Source organism: Bacillus cereus group sp. MG4, from assembly GCF_040460055.1.
In the GTDB taxonomy this organism is placed as follows: Bacteria; Bacillota; Bacilli; order Bacillales; family Bacillaceae_G; genus Bacillus_A; species Bacillus_A wiedmannii.
Map to the genome: position 1 here is coordinate 3,094,406 of NZ_JARVGZ010000001.1, position 21,131 is coordinate 3,115,536.

The following is a 21,131-nucleotide window of genomic DNA, read 5'->3' on the forward strand; positions in this document are numbered from 1 at the left end:
TTTATTTATGTTCAGCTAACCACTCAGCTACTTTTTTCGCATCCTCACCTTGAATAATTCCTGGTGACATGGAACCGCGACCTTTTTCAATAATCTTTTCAATCTCTGCTGCATCATATTTCTGTCCCACTTTTCGTAAATCCGGTCCAGTTGCTCCCGATAAATCTTTCGCGTGACAGCCTATACAACTTTTTTGGTAAATTTGCTCTGCGCTATCTGTGCTTGCAGATTGTTTCGAAGGCTTACTCTCTTCTTTATTTCCACATGCTCCTAAAGCAAAAACGACTGATGTTCCTAACGCAATAGCCAACAATTTCTTTTTCACTTCTATCGCTCCCCATTGTTGATATTCTTTTCATTCCTAACACACTCATTTTCATTATAAGCATTATCTTTATATAGAAAAACTAAGGTATATTTCATATTTTTCAAAAACACAGTAAAAACCCTGATAATATAGAGCTTTCATAAGTTGTTTCAATTCTGTGAACAACGTAAAAACTTCTATAAAGAATTCTTGTTGAACAGAAAATCAGAAAAGTTCTGTTCAAGTCTTACTCTATTGCCGCTCTGTTTTACTATTCTCTACTTTTTACAATACAATATACAACATTGTATGCTACATATAATCTCATCAAAAAGAGAAGTTGTCGTTTCCAACTTCTCTTCCTCTTTACTTCATCTATAGAAATAAAATCAAATTCTTTATATCCTCGATTATCCTCAGCATACGCCGACAACTTTGTTGGCTTTTTTTCGCTTATTAGATGCGAGAACGTAAGTAAGCATCAATAAATGGATCAATTTCTCCATCCATAACTGCTTGTACGTTACCAACCTCTGTATTTGTACGGTGGTCTTTCACAAGAGAATACGGGTGGAATACGTAAGAACGAATTTGGCTACCCCATCCGATTTCTTTTTGTTCACCGCGAATTTCATCTAACTCCGCTTGTTGCTCTTCTAATTTCTTTTGATACAATTTTGCTTTTAACATCTTCATCGCGTGCTCACGGTTTTTAATTTGTGAACGCTCTGACTGACATGTTACAACTGTGTTTGTTGGTGTATGTGTAATACGAACTGCTGAGTCTGTCGTATTAATATGCTGTCCACCTGCACCACTTGCACGGTACGTATCAACTTTTAAGTCTTCTGAACGTATTTCGATTTCAACTTCATCATTGAACTCAGGTACAACTTCACAAGATACGAACGATGTATGACGACGGCCTGAAGAATCGAATGGCGAAATACGTACAAGACGATGTACACCTTTCTCTGCCTTTAAATAACCGTAAGCGTTATGACCTTTAATTAATAAAGTAACACTCTTAATACCAGCTTCATCACCTGGTAAGTAGTCAACCGTTTCTACTTTAAACCCACGTTTTTCAGCCCAACGTGTGTACATACGTAATAGCATAGAACCCCAGTCTTGTGACTCTGTTCCACCAGCACCTGGGTGTAATTCTAAAATAGCGTTATTTTTATCATAAGGATCGCTTAGTAGTAACTGAAGCTCATACTCATTCATTTCTTGAATTAAGCCTCTCACTTCTGATTCAAGCTCCTCATGTAAATCTTCATCATACTCTTCTTTTAAAAGCTCATGCGTGATTTCTAAATTTTCGAATGTCTCATCTAACTGACGGAACTTTCCAACCATATCTTTTAGTGCATTTGCTTCATTAATTACAGTTTGTGCGCCTTGTTGATCATCCCAAAATCCCGCGCCCATCATTTTCTCTTCTAACTCTGCAATTTGTTTTTCCTTAGTAGGAAGGTCAAAGAGACCCCCTAAAAGCCGCTAATCTCTTAGCCATTTTCTCTAATTCTTGTCTAATTTCTACTAATTCCATTTCCTTCACCTCTATGTAATTGCTTTTACTTTCGTATGAAAACAAGGGAAACTCTCTCCACTTATGACGGAGAGAGTTTAATCTTTCTTAATTATACATTTTTGATGTAAAAGTTTGCAAAGCAGTTTGGGCTACCGCCCTGTATTACTTCCCGATACCACAGCAGTTTTTATATTTTTTACCGCTACCACATTTACATAAATCGTTGCGGCCTACTTGGTCACCTTTTACAACTGGTTTTTTCTTCGCTTCTTCGCCATCGCTAGATGGATGAACAGCTTCACCTTGAACAACTTCTTGACGCTCTAAGTTTTGTTCAATTTCAGCTTTCATAATGTAACGAGAGATTTCCTCTTCAATAGAAGCAATCATCGATTCGAACATTGCGAATCCTTCCATTTGATACTCACGAAGTGGATCAATTTGACCGTAAGCACGTAAATGAATACCTTCACGAAGGTGATCCATCGCATCGATATGCTCTGTCCATTTCGTATCTACTACACGGAATACAACAACTTTTTCAAACTCACGCATTTGCTCTTCTGGCAGAAGCTTTTCTTTGTCGTTGTAACGCTCTATTAATTTCGCGATAATTGGCTCGCTCATTTCCTCTGGAGCAAGACGACGTAACTCTTCTTCTTTTATATCGCCTTCTTGCAGAAGGTTTGTATTTAAGTAGTCAACAAGACCTTTAATGTTCCAATCTTCTTCAATTTCCTCTTGTGTATGAAGCGCAACAGCACGTTCTACTGTAGATTTCATCATACCTTCAATAATACTGCGTAAGTTCTCAGAATCCATTACTTCTTGACGCTGTTTGTAAATAACTTCACGTTGCTGACGAAGTACATCATCGTACTGCAGTAACTGCTTACGTGCATCATAGTTATTTCCTTCTACACGTTTTTGTGCAGATTCTACCGCACGAGAAACCATTTTACTTTCAATCGGCTGTGAATCATCCATACCAAGACGATCCATCATCGCTTTCATATTATCAGAACCGAAGCGGCGCATTAGCTCATCTTCCATAGACAAGTAGAACTGTGTTACACCAGGGTCCCCTTGACGACCAGCACGACCACGTAACTGATTATCAATACGACGGCTTTCGTGACGCTCTGTACCGATAACTGCTAGACCAACGTTTTTAATATCGTCTCCAAGCTTAATATCCGTACCACGACCAGCCATATTCGTCGCAATCGTTACAGCACCTTTCATACCAGCTTCTGCAATGATATCTGCTTCACGCGCATGGTTTTTCGCGTTTAAAATGTTATGGCGTACACCTTTACGTGTTAACATTTTTGAAATAAGCTCTGACGTTTCAATTGCAACTGTACCGACAAGAATAGGTTGCCCTTGTTTATGACGATTTACAATATCCTCAACAACTGCATTGAATTTGCCTTCCATTGATTTGAAGATTAAATCAGCACGGTCATCACGAATAATATCTTTGTTCGTTGGAATTACGATAACATTCATATTGTAAATACTACGGAATTCTTCTTCTTCCGTTTTCGCTGTACCAGTCATACCAGATAACTTTTCATACATACGGAAATAGTTCTGGAACGTAATTGTTGCGAGTGTCATACTTTCATTTTGAATTTCTACGCCTTCTTTTGCTTCAATAGCTTGGTGCAAACCTTCGCTATAGCGACGACCTTTCATAAGACGACCAGTGAATTGGTCTACAATTACGATTTCGCCTTCTTGTACAACATAATCTGTATCAAGGTGCATAACAACGTGTGCACGAAGCGCCTGATTAATATGGTGAAGAAGTGCGACATGTTTTAAATCGAATAAGTTTTCAATATGGAAAGCTTTCTCTGCTTTCGTAATACCATCTTCAGTTAGCATTACATTTTTCGTTTTCACATCAAATGAATACTCTTTTTCATTTTCTAATGTACGAACGAATGCATTTGCAAACATGTATAGCTCTGTTGATTTTTGAGCTTGTCCCGAAATAATAAGCGGCGTACGTGCTTCATCGACTAAAATAGAATCAACTTCATCGATAATAGCAAAATGAAGTGGACGCTGAACGCACTGTTCTCTATATAAAACCATGTTGTCACGTAAGTAATCGAATCCAAGCTCATTATTTGTGCTATACGTAATATCAGCAGCATAAGCCTCTTGTTTCTCTTCGCGTGACATACTGTTTAAGTTAATTCCTACTGTTAAGCCAAGGAACTCATGAAGTTGTCCCATTTCGCTCGCATCACGTTGTGCTAAGTATTCATTGACCGTAACAACGTGAACACCTTTTCCTGTTAAAGCATTTAAATATACAGGTAATGTAGATGTTAACGTTTTACCTTCACCCGTTTTCATCTCAGAGATATTCCCTTCATGTAAGGCAATACCACCCATTAACTGTACGCCGTACGGACGCATTCCAAGAACACGAGTCGCAGCTTCGCGAACAACTGCAAAAGCTTCAGGAAGTAGATCATCTACTGTTTCACCTTTTGTCAGACGTTCTTTAAATTCAAGCGTCTTTCCTTTTAATTGTTCATCTGTTAGTGGCTTAATGGATGATTCTAATGCATCAATTTGCTCAACTGTCTTCTGCATACGTTTAATTTGGCGTTGATTTACATCAAATACCTTTTTTAAAATACCGATCATAGGAAATACGCTCCTCTTTTTTATTAAAATAAAACTTCCGATTGTTTTTTCTTTTTCTATTACAATCAGTCGTTATAAAAATCAAATGTATGTTATGCCAATTTTTCTCCTAATTAAAAAAACTAAAATGTATATACCTAATGATAATTGTAACACTTGTCTTATAACTATGACAACAATCAGCCGAATGTCTCGTTCTAAATTAAGAAAACTTTTAAAAAAAATCTATTTTCAGCAAAAAAAGCGCAGCCATTTCGGCTGCGCTTTTGAATTATTATTTAGTTTCGATTAAACCATATTTCCCATCTTTACGGCCATATACAACATTAGTTTCATTTGTATCAGCATTTGTGAAGACGAAGAAATTATGCCCTAGCATATCCATTTGTAGGATCGCTTCTTCAACGTCCATCGGTTTTAAATCAAATCGTTTTGTACGTACAAGTTCTAATTCATCCTCTTCTACCGCATCCAGAACAGCTACTGCTTCTGGAAGGATAAAGTTCGTTTTCACAGAACCTTTCTCACGTAACTTACGATTTACCTTTGTTTTATGTTTACGAATTTGTCGCTCAAGTTTATCAACTACTAAATCGATAGCAGCGTACATATCGCTATTAGTTTCTTCTGCACGAAGTAATAAATCAGTAAATGGAATTGTTACCTCGACACGTTGCTTGTCAGAGTATACTTTTAAATTAACTTTAATCTCTGGGAATGTATCAAAATAACGCTCTAACTTACTTAGTTTTTTCTCTACATATTCCTTTAATGCTGGAGTTACTTCAATATTTTCACCACGAATGTTGAATTTCATAGATGAATTCCTCCTTTCAAGCCTATGTACTATAATTTCGACATTGGCTTAAAAACTCCTTCTAACTTTTTTAAAAAAATTAGTGGAATTGCGATTTTTTTATCGTTTTTTGTTGAAATGAAAAGATGCATCGTTTCTATCTTTATTTTATCCTATTAACATCGTGAATAACGAATATAACTGTGGACAATTCGTTACAGAAAAGAAACAACTTTTTGACAACTTGATTCATAACAAAAACCTCTTGCAAAAAACAGGAGGTTCTACTACATATATATAACGTTGCCACAAACGCAGCTTTCTCTACCCAAAAACAATATTCCTACAGTTTTACAACATTAGCTGCTTGTGGCCCACGTGCTCCATCTACAATGTCAAACTCAACTTGTTGCCCTTCTTCTAATGACTTATATCCATCTTGTTGAATAGCAGAAAAATGAACAAACACATCATCACCATCTTCACGCTCAATAAACCCAAATCCCTTTTCTGCATTGAACCATTTCACTCTTCCTTGCATGTTCATTCCATTCCCTTCACTCTAAAAATCAGGGCATTCGCCCCATACTTTGACTATAACGAATGACAACTTACGAAGTCAAAGAAGACTTATCGTCTTTTTATTATCCCTTTCGACAGTTACAGATCAACTTCTACAGAGCGTCAAACTAGAAACTTCCTTTGCTCCTCTATCGTATAAAAGACTTCCAATTTGTCTAACTGTAATTCCTGTCGTATATACATCATCAACGAGTAAAATATGTTGATCATGAAACATCTCTTCTCCCTGAAAATAAAAAGGATTACTTCCCGAAAGCCTTTCTTTACGTGTCTTCTTACTTTGCTTTTCTGTTTCCCTTCTTCTTAATGAGGGATAAGAAATTTTGACAGGCAAACAAGCTGCTAATAACTCTGCCTGATTAAAACCACGTTCATATTCCCGTTCCCTACTAAGCGGAACAGCAATAACACTTGAAATACTCGTAAAATGCTTTTGAAACAGCTCCCGAAAGGATCGATAAAAAATATGAACTAACTCCGCATCTCCCCGAAACTTAAACTGTGCTAATATTTCTTTCATCTCATCATCGTACACGTGCAAAGAACGATTTTTAAAAGGACGATACTTCTCCTCTTTTATCCACCTTATGCAATCCACACAAATATCATTTTCTTTATATTCGGAAGTCAAGTCCTCTAAAGGTCGCCCACACTCCATGCAAATCTCTCCTATAATATAGGAAGGTTTCCGCTCACACCTATCACATATATATTTTTTGTGAGACTTTACAAAGAAGGTGTACCAACTAACTGTTTCCAACATATACTCATCGCAAAGTAGACAATGCATTAATCGATTAATCCTTGTTCTTTCGCCTTTTTGTTCATACTTTGAATATGCCTTTTCGCACGTACCATCGCCTCTGTCTTACCGCAATGAAAATAAACGACCTCGCCATAAGGTTCTTCAAAACTACGACCTGCTCGGCCGGCAATTTGTACGAGCGCACTTTCTGAAAAGATTTCTTCTTCCGCCCCTAACACCGCAACTTGTAAATTCTTCACAGTTACTCCTCTCTCTAAAATTGTCGTTGTAACTAATAACGGAATTTCTCCCTTTCTGAAAGCTGCTACTTTTTCTTTTCTCATCGGATCTTCTGCATGTACACCATCGATTCTAGGATCCAACGTTTTCAATATCAGGCTCAATTCTTCTATATATCGCACATGAGGAACAAATAAAAAAATGGGATACTTTTTGCTTACGTACATTTTTAACCATTGTAGTAACACTCGAGGAATTCTTTTATGGTGGAGACTTTTCTTCCAATTTCCGCACCAGCAAAATAAAGGAACTGATAACGGATGACGATGGTATCGTCCAGAGACAATGATACCTTTTTGTTTACCACTTCTGAAATTATGTTTCCACTTTTCATCGGGAGTTGCCGTTAAATAAATACGCGCCGCTTTCTCTTTCATCGCTTGTTGCACTGCATACTGTAACATTTGATCCGCATAATACGGGAAGGCATCTATCTCATCTACAACCATGACATGAAACGCTCTATAGTAACGTAACAGTTGATGAGTCGTTGCAACGACTAACGCTGCATCTTTGTCCCTATCTTCACTTCCTCTGTATAAGGACGCTACATTTACATTTGGAAACACTTTTTGTAATCTCGGCGCTAATTCTAGTACAACATCTGTTCTTGGTGTTGCGATACAAACTCTTTCTCCTTTTTGAAGTGCCTCTGCAATACCGTAAAATAGCATTTCAGTTTTTCCAGCCCCGCACACAGCCCAAATAAAAAAAGAGTCTTTCTTCTTAATAGCTTCTATAACACCTTGCGCCGCCAACTCCTGACCAGTAGACAAGACCCCGTTCCACTGTAACGAATTTAAACCTTTTTCTCCTTTTCTTTCAGCGATCCCACGAACGAGTACAGCACATTCACTAACTCTCCCCATCGTTATACACTTCCGGCAATACGTACATACTTTACTGCACCTTTTACATAAAAATGACGCAAATAGTCGCTGCTCTATATTTCCGCAGCGCTGACACATATATTTAGAAGCTTTCTTTTTTACACCTTGTACACATACGACCTCCCTCTTCTTTTTCAAATCTTGTAATGTATCCCGTAAATCTGAAGAGAGTTCCTCTAATAGTAACTGTTTCCCTGCTAACATCAGCAACCACCTCCAGCACTACTATAAACCTTTCTCATAATCTCGTAAAAACTCAAAAAAGTCGATAACCTACTTATAAAATAGTAAGCTATCGACTTTATACACGTTTTTTTATTAAATTATAATCCTATAATCTTCCGTAACCTAAGAAATGTTTTTGGTTGTAACTACTGCTTAAGCTAGCGTAAGCAATCCCTTTATCACCAGCATGAATCATTTGGCCATTACCAACGTAAATACCGATGTGAGATGGACCTGGTTTATAAGTACCTTGGAAGAATACTAAATCTCCAGGTTGTGGGCTACTTACTCGAGAAACTGAATTCCAGTAACCTGCAACGTCTTGACGCCCTACACCATAGATGTAAGAAATGAATCCACTACAGTCAAAACCACCGTTTGATGGAGATGCACTTCCCCAAACATATGGTAAGCCTAAGTAACCTTGTGCTTTACCAATTACGCCACCCGCATTTGGAGTTGGTGCTGGCTCTGGTTTTTTCGTTTCTTGCTTAGGTGCTTCTTTTTTAGGCTCTTCTTTTTTAGGTTCTTCCTTTTTAGGCTCTTCTTTTTGAGCTTGTCCACCGTTGTTTGCTGGTGCAGCTTGCTGAGCAGGTGCTTGTGCTGGCTGTGCTTGCGCATCTTTAGCAGCTTGTTCCGCTTGTTTTTGATCAGCAGCTTCTTGTGCCGCTTTCTCTTGTGCTTCTTGTTCAGCAATACGTTGTAATTGTAATGCTTGTTTTTCAAGATCTTTCAATTGACTTTCCGTACTTGTCATTGAAGTTACAACTGTATCCATTTTACCACTTAAATCGTTTACTGCTGTTGCTTTTTTCGCTTTTTCAGCGTCAAGTTCTTTCTTAGCAGTTTCAATTTGAGCTTGTGCTTCTTTTAGTTCTTTTTGCTTTGTTTTTACCGTTTCAACATCTTTTTTCACGTTCGCTTGGTCTTCTTGTTGTGTTTTCATGATATCTTCGTCAGACTCAAGAATTTTAGAAACAGAAGTTAAACGATCAACTAAATCTGCAACGTTTTTAGAGTTTACAAGAACTTCTGTTACAACGTTCGTGTTTGGTTGCTCTTGAAGTGCAACTAAACGTTTTCTTAATAACTCTTCACGTTTTGCAATTTTCGTTTGTAGTTCTGCAATATCTTTATTTTTATTTTCGATTAATTGCTCAGTATCCGCAACTTTTTTCGTTGTTTCATCAAGTTTTGAAGCATTCTCTTGAACAGATTTATCCAAACCTTGAATTGTTTTGTTTAAGTCATTCATTTGCTTTTGTAATACATCACGTTCTTGTTGTTGTTTATGTAAAGTGTCATTTTGTGTATTAATTTGTGATTTCACGTCAGAAATTTTATCTTCTGCAAATACATTTGGTGTTAGTCCTGAAAACATTAACCCTGCAACTAATGCGCAAGATGCCATTTTTAGCTTTTTCATTTTATTTTTTACACCGCTTTCTTTTGTCTTTTTTCCGTATATAACCTATAAAATTTATACCATATTTCGGGATTTTTTTTGCTAATGTTACGCTATTGTAAAACAAATGTAATATTATATGTAACTCTATCGCAAAATATGCATATTTTTGTATATATGTGTAGAATTTTAAAAGCTTTTTATAAGCAAAGAAAAAACGCAAGGTTTCCCTTACGTTTTGTTACATACACTAATACGAATGAAATTAAAACGTTATTTCATCCATTTCTCAGCCCAATTTTGGACTTCATCCATAACACTTTCTAATGCTTTCCCTTTTTCAGTTAAGCCGTACTCGATTCGAACTGGTACTTCTGGATAAACATTACGAACTACAATGCCTTCACTTTCCAATTCCTTTAAACGCTCTGATAACATACGATCGCTCATATTCGGTATAATATCTGCGATTTCTCTAAAACGTTTTGACTCTTCAAGCAAAGATTTAATAATTAAGCCAGTCCATTTTTTACTAAGCAAAGTAAAAGCTGACTCAAACTTTGGACATAAACAAGAATTATGCTCCATATGTTTCACCTCTCTTCTATTATAATATAGTTTCTTGTAAAAAGTAAGTTATAAAACTTTCCTCATTATTTTATTTTACGTACATTTTACCATTTCCAAATATTAACTTGTCAACTACACGTAAAATATCCGTAAAAAAACCCTCTTCAAAAAGAGAGCTTTTTATATCTTATTACTTCGTATACCATCCAAGTCCTAGTGCACCTTCACCTAAATGCGTACCGATTACAGCACCGAAATAACCTGTGCGGATTGTAACATGAGGATATTTTGCTTCTAATTCTGCCTTCCATTCATTCGCTTCCTCTTCACGTTGTGCATGAATGATAACTGCTTCCATAGGTACACCTTGACTTGCTTGCTCATCAAAAATTTCAACAATTCGTTTTAACGCTTTTTTACGTGTACGAATCTTTTCAAATGGAATAATGATTTTATCTCTAAAATATAAAACGGGCTTCACTTGTAACAAACTACCAATGAAAGCTTGTGCACTATTTAATCGTCCTCCACGTTGTAAATGATGTAAATCATCCACTACAAAATAAGCGTCCATCGTTTTCTTCATTTCATCAAAACGGGCAACGATCTCTTTCGGATCTTTTCCTTCGCTTGCTAATTTTGCCCCTTCACGTACATAGAATCCTTGTACTTCACAACTAATTTCAGAGTCGTACGTATATACATCAATACCCTCTACCATTTGCCCGGCTGTCGTTGCCGTTTGATATGTACCACTAATCCCACTTGAAAGATGAATGCTAATAACCGCATCATAATCCTTAGATAGTTCTTCAAATAACTCAACAAACTTTCCGATTGCTGGCTGAGAAGTTTTCGGAAGTTCTTCTTGCTCACGTACTTTTACATAGAAATCATCTACTGAAATTTCAGCTTCTTCTTGATAAGATTCCGTTCCAAACACAACGTTTAATGGAATCATATATATATTGAGTTCATCACGAATATGCTTCGGTATATATGCTGTACTATCAGTAACAATAGCTGTTTTCATTTGCGTACCTGCCTTATAAAAAAGTTTTTATTCCCTAAGTTTACACGAAAACTAAAAATGGTGCATCCATACATGAAAATGCCAATTTGAAATAACACTTACCATCTCGACAAATTACAACAAAAAGGTGAAATACTCACCAAAAATTTCAACTTATTTATAAAAAATGTTTGAATATAAAAACGCTCGCTTTTAAAATGTAAAGTACTAGTCATTTTGGTAGATAGGGGCGTATACGAGTGTTATTACAATATTTAACAATCAAAGACTACGGTGAGCACGAAATTGTCATTCAAAAATCAAGATTTATTTGTTACGTTAGCAGAGCTACAACCGAAGCAGAAGCTCAAGAATTTATACAAAAAATAAAAAAACAAAATTGGAATGCCACACATAATTGTTCTGCGTATTTGATTGGCGAACAAGATCAAATCCAAAAAGCAAATGATGATGGAGAACCTAGCGGCACAGCTGGCGTACCTATGTTAGAGGTACTAAAAAAACGCGGTTTAAAAGATACCGTCGTTGTCGTCACACGCTATTTTGGTGGCATCAAACTTGGCGCAGGTGGATTAATTCGCGCATATGGAAAATGTACAAGCGAAGGCATTAATCATGTCGGTGTTGTTCAGCGAAAACTAATGCGTGTTATGCAGACCGAAATTGATTACACATTACTTGGCAAAATTGAAAATGAATTACGTAATTCGAAATATGCCATTAAAGATATACATTATCTCGAAAATGTCACATTTGATACGTATGTAGAAGAAGACGGAAAACAAGCATTCACAGATTGGATGATTGAGTTAACAAATGGGAAATGTACAATTACAGAAGGAGATATGTTGTACTTAGAACAAGATGTTATCTAAGAATAACTACATCCTCACCTTTAAAGATTAATGTAGTAAATTACTTTCCTACAAATGAACTAAGGAGATTATATATGGAAGAACGTTATTATCATCTCCAAAATAGCAGAATAAAAAAGAAACGAAGAAGAAAGTTTTTCTACTTCCTTATTTTCGTATTTTTATTTGGTGGTGTAGGACTTTATATATTAAATTCCTACTCTTCTCTCATGGGGATGTATAGTGGTTTTACTCGTCAAAAATCGGACTTGAGAACCGAAGATGTAGAAATTACAAAGGAGCCTTTTACACTCCTCATTATGGGTATAGAAGATTATGCAACGGACGGTCAAAACGGTCGTACAGATTCATTAATGTTTGCGACCGTCAATCCTAAAACTAAAAAGATTTCACTTATGAGTATCCCTCGTGATAGTCGCGTTCCAATTGTTGGTAAGAACAAAGAGGACAAAATTAACGCTGCGCACGCTTACGGCGGAGAAGAAATGGCAATCAAAACTATCGAAGGTTTTCTAAAAGTTCCTGTAGACCATTATATTAAAATTGATTTCCAAGGCTTTAAAGGAATTGTTGATGCTGTTGGCGGTGTTACTGTTGATGTCCCATTCGATTTTTGGGAGCGTTCAGACGTGGATTACTACAAAAAAATCGAATTTAAGCAAGGACAACAAGACTTAAATGGGGAAGAAGCACTCGCATACGTACGTATGCGAAAGCAGGATCCAAACGGCGATTATGGTCGGGCCGCTAGACAAAGACAATTACTAGCCGCTGTTGCTCAAAAACTAAATTCAGCCTCTACCGTATTTAAAATTAAAGATTTAACAGCAGTCGTTGGAAAATATATAAAAACTGACATTCCTATTTCTGACGGACTTGCACTTTACAATAAACTATCTGGGTTTGATCCTTCTACAATACAAACGTTCAAGCTTGAAGGAGAAGACAAAAAAATAGGTGGTATTTATTACTTCCTTCCAGATCCAATCGGTGTAGAGACGGTACGTAACGAAATTAAAAAAGAATTAGGAGAAACAGCAAACACGCAAGACAATTCAACGACAAAAACTGAATCAAATCCTTCTTCAAATGCTAATTCTAACGAAAAAGCGAAGAAAGAAACGAATCAGAACCAAAATCAGAACAAAACACCAACTGAGCCCCCTCCATCCACAAACGCTCATGCAGAGTGGATTATGAGAAATCAGCAATAACAAAAAGAGCCAAATCGCATATGATTTGGCTCTTTTTTATTTACTTATTAAAGTGTTGTAAAATCGCTTCAACAATGCGCTCTGATGCACGGCCATCACCGTAAGGATTAGATGCTTTTGACATCTTATCATGAGCTTCTTTATCTGATAATAACTCATCAGCAAGACTAAAGATTGTCTCTTCGTCTGTTCCAGCTAATTTCAATGTACCTGCTTCAATACCTTCTGGGCGCTCTGTTGTATCACGAAGAACAAGAACCGGTACACCAAGTGACGGCGCTTCCTCTTGTACACCACCAGAATCAGTTAACATTAAGTATGAACGAGCTGCAACATTGTGGAAATCAATTACATCTAGCGGCTCAATTAAATGAATGCGGCTATGATCGCCTAAAATATCATTCGCTGTTTCACGAACAACTGGGTTCATATGAACCGGATACACAACTTGTACGTCTTCATGCTTATCAACAAGACGTTTAATTGCACGGAACATATTACGCATTGGCTCTCCTAAGTTTTCACGGCGGTGAGCTGTCATAAGTACAAGACGATCGTTTCCAAGTTTCTCTAGTACAGGATGACTATATGTTTCTTTTACAGTCGTTTTTAGTGCGTCAATCGCTGTATTTCCTGTTATGAAAATGCGTGACTCATCTTTATTTTCTTTCTGTAAGTTCGTTGCTGATTTTGTTGTAGGTGAGAAATGAAGATCTGCCATGACGCCTGTTAATTGGCGATTCATCTCTTCTGGGTATGGAGAATATTTATCCCATGTACGAAGTCCTGCTTCAACATGACCTACTGGAATTTGATTGTAGAAAGCAGCTAAACTTGCAATAAATGTTGTTGTTGTATCACCATGTACAAGTACAATATCCGGCTTTGCTTCTTTCATTACTTTATCCAAACCTTCTAAACCACGCGTTGTAATATCAATTAAAGTTTGGCGGTCTTTCATAATATTCAAATCGAAATCTGGCGTAATTCCAAAGATACTTAATACTTGGTCTAACATTTGACGATGTTGCGCTGTTACAGTCACAATCGACTCAATTTTTTCTGGATGTTTTTGCAACTCTAACACAAGAGGTGCCATTTTAATTGCTTCTGGACGTGTCCCGAAAATTGTCATTACTTTTAAACGTTCAGTCATTTCATTGCCTCTTTTCTTTCACTAGTTACAACTTCTATTATGACATATAAGAATATACATGAATACATGCCTTTTTAACGAATAACGGAAAAGTCCCTCTTACAAATACTTTCTCTTCCAACCGAATAATAATCTATCTCTTGCTTCTTGACATCCTCAATAGTATAACAATTTCTTCCATCTAATAAAATAGGCTCTCTCATAAGTTGTGCGTACTTTTCTAACGGATAAGCTCGGATAGCCTCCCATTCTGTCATGATAAAAGCCGCACTCGCTCCTCTAATCGCTTCATCTATGCACCCGGTGTAGCGTATAGTCTCTCCAAACACACCTTTTACATTTTGAATAGCCTGCGGGTCATATAGAATCACATCTGCATCCATATTAATTAATTCTTCTATTATAACAAGGGACGGCGCTTCTCTTATATCGTCAGTATTCGGTTTAAACGCTGCGCCAAGAACTGCAATCTGCTTTTTATTCATATCTATTATTTTCTTTGCTTTTTCAACCAGTAACAACTGTTGTTTATTATTCACTTCAATAACCGCTTTCAACAAACGAAAATCATGAGAAACATTCCCTGCAATTTGCACAAGCGCTTTCGTATCTTTCGGAAAACACGAACCCCCATAACCAATGCCCGCATTTAAAAAAGACGCCCCAATTCTCTTATCCATTCCCATCCCTTGTGCAACGTCTAATACATTGGCTCCTACCTTCTCACATATATTTGAAATTTCATTGATAAAACTAATTTTTGTCGCTAAAAAAGCATTCGATGCATATTTAATCATCTCTGCACTTTTTATATTTGTAACATACGTTTTTAAGCGTAATTCACTATACAAATTCTCCACTTTTCGTGCCGCTTCCTCATTATCTGCTCCAATTACAATACGATCTCCCTGAAAAAAATCGTAAATCCCTGAACCTTCCCGTAAAAATTCCGGATTCGATACGATATGTAATTCATATCTATTTTGTAATTTCTCCTCAATCCATCCCCTCATAACATCATTTGTACCTACAGGAACCGTACTTTTCGTAACGACAATAATGTCATTCGTCGCATATGTTCCAATATCGTCACAAGCACTTCGAATATATGTTAAATCCGCTGTCCCATCTAATAAAGACGGCGTTCCAACTGCAATAAATATAAATTCTGCATCGTAAAATGCTTTTACTCTACTTGTTGTAAAAGTTAAACAATCATTCTCACATGCATCATTTATTAATTCATATAAACCCGCTTCATAAATAGGCAGATCTCCTTGCTTTATCCGTTCAATTTTCTCATCATTTATATCAAAACATGTGACTGAATGGCCTAACATTGCCAGTCCTACTCCTGTAATTAATCCAACGTATCCGGTGCCTATTATCGTAATTTTCATTTCCTTTTCGCACAGGAATATACAATAGAAAATATACGAATACATAGAATTCTCCCTGTGCTTCCCCCTCTCACATTAAAAATGAGAAAACTCTTTTACTTCTTTATTATATGAATTACTTTTTCCATTCTTTTTTAAGTTTTTGTAAAATTACATGTAAGAATATAAAATGAAACTTTATTCAGTAAGGGTCATCCGTCATCGACTAATTATTAGTTAAACCAATCAGGCTTTTACAGGAATTAAGATCCCCACCTAACTTCTTTTCTCCAACTGAATTTTGAGGTGCGAACCTTACTGCCCGTTCATGCGGATAAATTCCCACATTTTAACACGGAACTTACTCATTTCTACGTGTAACACTTATAATACTGAAATAAAAGTATTCACTATCGAAGAAAAAGAGAAAATGTCATATTCCAAAGCCCAATACGATTAACCTTCTCAAATGATTCAACATTCTGTATACAATTGTCATATATTCTATCCGCTTCCATTTACCACACAAAGAAAAAAAGATTGAATTCTAATCTTTTTGTGATACCATATGTTATGAGCCTGTAAATAATCATCTAAATTTTCAGAAAAAACATCTAAAAATTACGTTTAAATATAAAAGGTGGGGTATTAATGGACTCACAGGTGATTTATGCCATTTTGGCATCCTTTATCACTGTACTCGGCGTTACTCCTTTCGTTATTAAATTAGCATTTAAGATAGGAGCAACAGATAAACCAAACGCGCGTAAAGTACACCAAAAAATCATGCCCCGTCTTGGCGGATTAGCAATTTTTATCGGTGTAGCTGTAGGTTTTGTTGTTGGTGGGTTATACGAACAAAGAATGTTATCAATAAGCTTAGGCGCTATCATCATCATTATCATTGGGATTTTAGATGATATGTATGAATTATCAGCAAAAGTAAAATTTGGTGGCCAGCTATTAGTTGCTATATTAATTGTAAAAAGTGGATTATTAGTACAGGTACTATATATACCAATTATCGGGGATACTGAACTTGGATGGCTCGCATATCCAATTACAGTTTTTTGGATTGTAGGCATTACAAATGCCATCAACTTAATTGATGGTTTAGATGGATTATCCGCTGGAATTTCATCAATCGTTCTAGCAACATTGGCTTACATGGCCCTCACCAGCCCTATGGGTACTGGTGCAGTTATTATCTTGCCATTAGCACTTATCGCACTTGCAAGTACGCTTGGATTTTTATTCTATAATTTCCATCCAGCAAAGATTTTCATGGGAGATACCGGCGCCCTATTTTTAGGTTATTGTATTTCCATCCTATCTTTATTGGGATTATACAAAAGTGTAACGCTATTTAGTTTCCTTGTTCCAATTATCATTTTAGGTGTACCTATATTTGATACAACTTTTGCGATTATTCGTCGTATTGTAAATAAAAAACCAATTTCAGCACCAGATAAATCTCATTTACATCACCGTCTCCTAGCAATGGGATTCTCTCATCGTACGACGGTGCTCATCATTTATGCATTTGGTATTTTTTTTAGTGTAAATGCTATTTTTTTCACTAAAGCGACGCTATGGATATCAATGATTCTTCTGTTTGCTTTAATTTTCTTTACTGAAATAGTCGCTGAAGTAATCGGTCTTGTACACGACCGTTACAAACCACTTATTTCCTTTTATAAAAAAGTAAAAAAACGCGAAGACTAATTGTAGTATAGCCTTTACAATTATGGAATATTCAAATAGCATCCTCTTTCTTATAAGAGGATGCTATTTTTTATTCATCATTTTATATTTCCAAAATATAGATTGTTTGAGAGCTCCACTATTGGAGAAAGATATACATAATAAGAAAAGGATTATATTTTCTTTTTTACATCTTGATTGTCAAACTGAGGGTGAATGTTATGATCAAGCGAGTATTTCAATACGTTATTTTATTTTTAACAATTACTATGTACGCGTCATCTCATGCAGGAGCAACTACAATGCCCCCTGCTGAACATCATCCAAATACTGAAACTACCTCTCCTATCCAAAAAATCGCGTACTTAACATTTGATGACGGACCAAACAAATATACTACGCAAATTTTAAACATCTTAAAGGAAAAGAACGGAAAAGCAACTTTCTTTGTTATTGGCGGAAAAGTGCCACATTATAAAAAAACAATGCAACGATTAATTAAAGAGGGGCATTATATCGGACTTCACAGTATGTCACACGATGTAAAACGCCTTTACACTGGTGATCCATCCACTTTAATTACAGAAATGGAACAAACACAAAATATTGTTCAGCAAGTTACAAAATTAAATACACATCTCGTTCGTGTCCCGTATGGTAGCATGCCTTACTTAAAAAAGAATTACCGTGATGCACTTGTATCCGCCCAGTATAAAATGTGGGATTGGACAATCGATACATATGACTGGAAAAGCTATGACAATCCTTCTGCCATACTAGAAAGAGTACGTAATCAGAGCGATGAACAAGTCGAAGTGATTTTAATGCATGATTCGAGTGTAACCGTACAAATACTGCCACAAGTAATTGATTACTTACAGTCACAAGGATACAAACTTCTTCCCTATAATCCATCTTCCCACCTTGAAGTAAACTTTTGGAAAGACACAAGATTGTAACAGCTTTAGTGCCTATGTACTAAAGCTGTTTTATTTTTCTCTTCCCACCCTTCCCATTTTTGTGTAAAATTTTAAATAGTGATGAAGTTTCGAGGTGAATAGAAATGAAACGAATAGATCTCATTTTTAACGCAATACAAGAAGGCAATTATATAGAAGGTGTAACCGCATCAGAACTCGCTACCCTTATGCAACTAGATCGCGCCAATGTAAGTAGCGACTTAAACAAACTTGTAAAAGATAAACGTTTATTAAAAACAAATACGCGCCCTGTTCGTTTTTATATAGAAACGAACGCTTCGTTGGAAACGCATTCAAAGGAAATGACTTCATTAGATACATTTGCAATTGAAAATACGAGCCTTAAAATCGCAATTGAAAAAGCGAAAGCTTCTATTCTCTATCCTCCAAACGGTATGCATACTTTACTGCTAGGAGAAACAGGAGTCGGAAAATCTATGTTCGCTTCTTTAATGCACGAATATGCAATTGAAGTTGAACAGCTTCCTAAAAATGCACCATTTATCGTCTTTAACTGTGCCGATTACGCAAATAATCCACAGCTACTACTCGGGCAGTTATTTGGGATTAAAAAAGGAGCTTATACAGGGGCAAGTGATCAAAAAGGGTTAATTGAAAAAGCACATGAAGGGATCCTTTTCTTAGATGAAGTACATCGCCTTCCTCCAGAGGGACAAGAAATGCTTTTCACCTTTATTGACCGCGGGGTATACCGCCGCCTTGGAGAAACAGAAAACGAGCGTAAAGCACAAGTATTAATCATTACTGCAACAACAGAAGAACCAAATTCATTTTTATTAAAAACATTTACAAGACGTATACCAATGACTGTTACGCTGCCACCACTTCGTGAGCGTACACATAAAGAACGATTTGCTTTACTGCAACTATTTTTCACAAATGAAGCAATCCGCCTGCGAAAAGAAATTCACGTTAGCCCGAATGCAATGCGTGCTTTCGTCTTTTACAATTGTCCCAATAACATCGGGCAATTAAAAACGGATGTACAAATTGCCTGTGCGAAAGCCTATTCTGACCTTGTGACAAAAAAACGTGACTCTGTCTATGTTTCAAGTACAGATTTACCTTGGTATATGAAAGAAGGGTTATTCATTGAAAGAAAGAGCCGTCATCTATACCAAATACCAAATGAAACATTTGTATTTACAGGTGATGAAGGTTGGAGTAATCATAAAACAGAAAATGAAAAACAGTCTTCTATTTACGATTATATTGATTATAAATATGAAGAACTTCAAGCTCGCGGTATTGAAGAGGACGAATTAGAATTACTAATAGAAAATGATCTTCAAAGCTTTTTCGTACAATATTTTAACCAAATTTCTAAAAAAACAAGTCATGAAAATGTTTTTAAAATTGTGGATCGTAATATCGTTTCCGTATGTGAAAAAATTGCGGAACTAGCTGAAAAGCATTTATCTAAGACGTTTGATGAAAAAGTATTTCTCGCTTTAAGCTTACATGTACAGACAACTCTACAACGTTTGCAAACTGGGAAACAAATTCATCACCCACAATTAAATCAAATTCGTACGAAATATAAAGACGCTTTTTCCGTAGCTATGCAATGCATTCAACTACTGGAGGACGAATTACAAATAACAATGCCTATTGATGAAGCAGGATTTTTAACAATGTTCTTCGTTGTTGATCCAATTCCTGCCTCACAAACAGAAGTAAAAGTATTAATATTAGCGCATGGCAACGGCATCGCAACAGAAATGGCAAACGTCGCAAACGAACTGCTCGGCATTGAGGAAGTAACCGGTATCGATATGCCGTTACATGAATCGCCGAAAGATTTCTTAGAGCGTGTGAAAGTGTATATGAAAACACTCCAAAATGTAAATGGACTTCTCTTACTCGTCGATATGGGCTCGCTCGCTTATATTGGTGATATATTAGAAACTGAGTTCAAAATTCCGGTACGTGTTCTTTCCATGACAAGCACTCCACATGCACTAGAAGCAGCTCGAAAAGCTCAACTTGGCTACTCGTTAGATGCATTATATGAAACAGTGAAGAACTTAACACCGTTTTACTTAAACGTACAAGAAGAAAAGAAAAAGCCACTATCACCAATGAAGTCTGTTATTTTAACAGCTTGTTTAACTGGGGAAGGCAGTGCTTTAGCTATTCAAAAAATGTTAGAGAACTATTTGCGATTTGACAAAGACTTAATTGAAATTATTCCGATTAGTATCGTCCATGAAAAAGATTTAACGAAAATGATTGAGAACATAAAAAAGAGCGGAATATCATTTGTATCGTCACAAATTTCGATGTGCAGGTGCCATGCTTAACATACCATTTCCAAGACATTGTAAACTACACAGCGATTCAGCCAATTCAAGAATTAATTACGTATGAAGAAACATATGCAAAAATGGCTGATATTCTGGAACAACAAATGCAGCGGAACGACGGAGCATTACTTATTAAAACAATTCGTTACGCATTAAATACAATTCAAGAATTAATTTCCTTACAGCTAACTCCTGACAGCTTAATGGGTGTGATTCTGCATATGAGCTGTATGGTTGACCGTCTTCAAAAAGGAGAAAGCCTCCTCCCTCATCCAGATAAAGAGAAACGAAGACAAGATGAGTACTGGATGTATATGAAAGTGAAAAAAGCATTACAACCAATTGAAAATACATTTGAAATACAAATACCTGATGATGAAGTGTTTTATATCATGGACTTCTTCATTAAAAATCAGCCTGTAAAAAATTAATCGAA

General features: G+C 36.3%; 15 protein-coding genes and 2 pseudogenes. 5 read left to right on the forward strand and 12 right to left on the reverse strand.

The window, feature by feature from the left end:
• Position 1: 1 nt before the first annotated feature.
• From cccB to QCI41_RS16495, 10 genes and pseudogenes are all read right to left on the reverse strand, one after another.
• Positions 2–325, reverse strand: coding sequence for a cytochrome c551 (cccB, locus tag QCI41_RS16450; RefSeq protein ID WP_000727965.1), 324 nt, complete (start codon positions 323–325; stop codon positions 2–4).
• Between the two features lie 438 nt (positions 326–763).
• Positions 764–1,862, reverse strand: a protein-coding gene (gene prfB, locus QCI41_RS16455; protein ID WP_353837087.1) for a peptide chain release factor 2 whose coding sequence is annotated in 2 segments (ribosomal slippage) — positions 764–1,789 and positions 1,791–1,862 — 1,098 coding nt in all. Because the reading frame shifts where the segments join, the coding sequence is not laid out codon by codon here.
• Positions 1,863–2,006: 144 nt separating this feature from the next.
• A complete protein-coding gene (gene secA, locus QCI41_RS16460; protein ID WP_000579393.1) occupies positions 2,007–4,514 on the reverse strand; it encodes a preprotein translocase subunit SecA in 2,508 nt (835 codons plus the stop codon).
• A 274-nt stretch (positions 4,515–4,788) separates the two neighbouring features.
• The gene (gene hpf, locus QCI41_RS16465; protein ID WP_000671193.1) at positions 4,789–5,331 is read right to left on the reverse strand and encodes a ribosome hibernation-promoting factor, HPF/YfiA family; all 543 of its coding nucleotides are present in this window, start codon (positions 5,329–5,331) and stop codon (positions 4,789–4,791) included.
• Positions 5,332–5,653: 322 nt separating this feature from the next.
• Complete coding sequence (gene cspC / locus QCI41_RS16470; protein WP_001990088.1) at positions 5,654–5,851, reverse strand: cold shock protein CspC; 198 nt, start codon at positions 5,849–5,851, stop codon at positions 5,654–5,656.
• A gap of 126 nt (positions 5,852–5,977) precedes the next feature.
• The gene (locus QCI41_RS16475) at positions 5,978–6,682 is read right to left on the reverse strand and encodes a ComFC family protein (protein WP_353837086.1); all 705 of its coding nucleotides are present in this window, start codon (positions 6,680–6,682) and stop codon (positions 5,978–5,980) included.
• Entirely contained in the window at positions 6,682–8,031 is a 1,350-nt protein-coding gene (gene comFA, locus QCI41_RS16480; protein ID WP_353837085.1) for an ATP-dependent helicase ComFA, read from the reverse strand. The genes QCI41_RS16475 and comFA overlap by 1 nt, the downstream gene beginning before the upstream one ends.
• 127 nt (positions 8,032–8,158) lie before the next feature.
• Positions 8,159–9,584, reverse strand: a pseudogene (locus QCI41_RS16485) (C40 family peptidase).
• Between the two features lie 146 nt (positions 9,585–9,730).
• Positions 9,731–10,045: a winged helix-turn-helix transcriptional regulator gene (locus QCI41_RS16490; protein WP_000400858.1), complete on the reverse strand. Its 315-nt coding sequence runs from the start codon at positions 10,043–10,045 to the stop codon at positions 9,731–9,733.
• A 172-nt stretch (positions 10,046–10,217) separates the two neighbouring features.
• Positions 10,218–11,060, reverse strand: coding sequence for a DegV family protein (locus QCI41_RS16495; RefSeq protein WP_000844775.1), 843 nt, complete (start codon positions 11,058–11,060; stop codon positions 10,218–10,220).
• Positions 11,061–11,299: 239 nt separating this feature from the next.
• On the opposite strand from QCI41_RS16495, the gene QCI41_RS16500 reads away from it, so the two are divergent.
• Together QCI41_RS16500 and QCI41_RS16505 are read left to right on the forward strand one after the other, a co-directional pair.
• Positions 11,300–11,935, forward strand: coding sequence for a YigZ family protein (locus QCI41_RS16500; RefSeq protein ID WP_000926678.1), 636 nt, complete (start codon positions 11,300–11,302; stop codon positions 11,933–11,935).
• A gap of 74 nt (positions 11,936–12,009) precedes the next feature.
• On the forward strand, positions 12,010–13,149 hold the full coding sequence (locus tag QCI41_RS16505) for an LCP family protein (RefSeq protein ID WP_097857064.1): 1,140 nt from the start codon (positions 12,010–12,012) through the stop codon (positions 13,147–13,149).
• 40 nt (positions 13,150–13,189) lie between these two features.
• Here the strand turns inward: QCI41_RS16505 and wecB are convergent, their stop codons facing one another.
• Both wecB and QCI41_RS16515 read right to left on the reverse strand, forming a co-directional pair.
• On the reverse strand, positions 13,190–14,305 hold the full coding sequence (wecB, locus tag QCI41_RS16510; RefSeq protein WP_215562387.1) for a non-hydrolyzing UDP-N-acetylglucosamine 2-epimerase: 1,116 nt from the start codon (positions 14,303–14,305) through the stop codon (positions 13,190–13,192).
• Positions 14,306–14,379: 74 nt separating this feature from the next.
• Positions 14,380–15,750, reverse strand: coding sequence for a UDP-glucose dehydrogenase family protein (locus tag QCI41_RS16515; protein WP_353837084.1), 1,371 nt, complete (start codon positions 15,748–15,750; stop codon positions 14,380–14,382).
• Between the two features lie 585 nt (positions 15,751–16,335).
• On the opposite strand from QCI41_RS16515, the gene QCI41_RS16520 reads away from it, so the two are divergent.
• From QCI41_RS16520 to QCI41_RS16530, 3 genes and pseudogenes are all read left to right on the forward strand, one after another.
• Positions 16,336–17,409, forward strand: a complete 1,074-nt coding sequence (locus tag QCI41_RS16520; protein WP_000378302.1) for a glycosyltransferase family 4 protein — start codon at positions 16,336–16,338, stop codon at positions 17,407–17,409.
• A gap of 200 nt (positions 17,410–17,609) precedes the next feature.
• Positions 17,610–18,347, forward strand: a complete 738-nt coding sequence (locus QCI41_RS16525; protein WP_353837083.1) for a polysaccharide deacetylase family protein — start codon at positions 17,610–17,612, stop codon at positions 18,345–18,347.
• Positions 18,348–18,451: 104 nt separating this feature from the next.
• A pseudogene (locus QCI41_RS16530) lies at positions 18,452–21,126 on the forward strand (sigma-54-dependent transcriptional regulator).
• The last annotated feature ends 5 nt before the right edge of the window (positions 21,127–21,131 follow it).

What these genes read in the sequence shown, in the direction of transcription:
- QCI41_RS16520 (WP_000378302.1), top strand. Translation starts at nt 16,336, where the DNA reads ATGGACTCACAGGTGATTTATGCCATTTTGGCATCCTTTATCACTGTA.
- QCI41_RS16495 (WP_000844775.1), bottom strand. Translation starts at nt 11,060, where the DNA reads ATGAAAACAGCTATTGTTACTGATAGTACAGCATATATACCGAAGCAT.
- QCI41_RS16475 (WP_353837086.1), bottom strand. Translation starts at nt 6,682, where the DNA reads ATGCATTGTCTACTTTGCGATGAGTATATGTTGGAAACAGTTAGTTGG.
- QCI41_RS16525 (WP_353837083.1), top strand. Translation starts at nt 17,610, where the DNA reads ATGATCAAGCGAGTATTTCAATACGTTATTTTATTTTTAACAATTACT.
- hpf (WP_000671193.1), bottom strand. Translation starts at nt 5,331, where the DNA reads ATGAAATTCAACATTCGTGGTGAAAATATTGAAGTAACTCCAGCATTA.
- wecB (WP_215562387.1), bottom strand. Translation starts at nt 14,305, where the DNA reads ATGACTGAACGTTTAAAAGTAATGACAATTTTCGGGACACGTCCAGAA.
- QCI41_RS16490 (WP_000400858.1), bottom strand. Translation starts at nt 10,045, where the DNA reads ATGGAGCATAATTCTTGTTTATGTCCAAAGTTTGAGTCAGCTTTTACT.
- QCI41_RS16505 (WP_097857064.1), top strand. Translation starts at nt 12,010, where the DNA reads ATGGAAGAACGTTATTATCATCTCCAAAATAGCAGAATAAAAAAGAAA.
- QCI41_RS16515 (WP_353837084.1), bottom strand. Translation starts at nt 15,750, where the DNA reads ATGTATTCGTATATTTTCTATTGTATATTCCTGTGCGAAAAGGAAATG.
- comFA (WP_353837085.1), bottom strand. Translation starts at nt 8,031, where the DNA reads ATGTTAGCAGGGAAACAGTTACTATTAGAGGAACTCTCTTCAGATTTA.
- secA (WP_000579393.1), bottom strand. Translation starts at nt 4,514, where the DNA reads ATGATCGGTATTTTAAAAAAGGTATTTGATGTAAATCAACGCCAAATT.
- cspC (WP_001990088.1), bottom strand. Translation starts at nt 5,851, where the DNA reads ATGCAAGGAAGAGTGAAATGGTTCAATGCAGAAAAGGGATTTGGGTTT.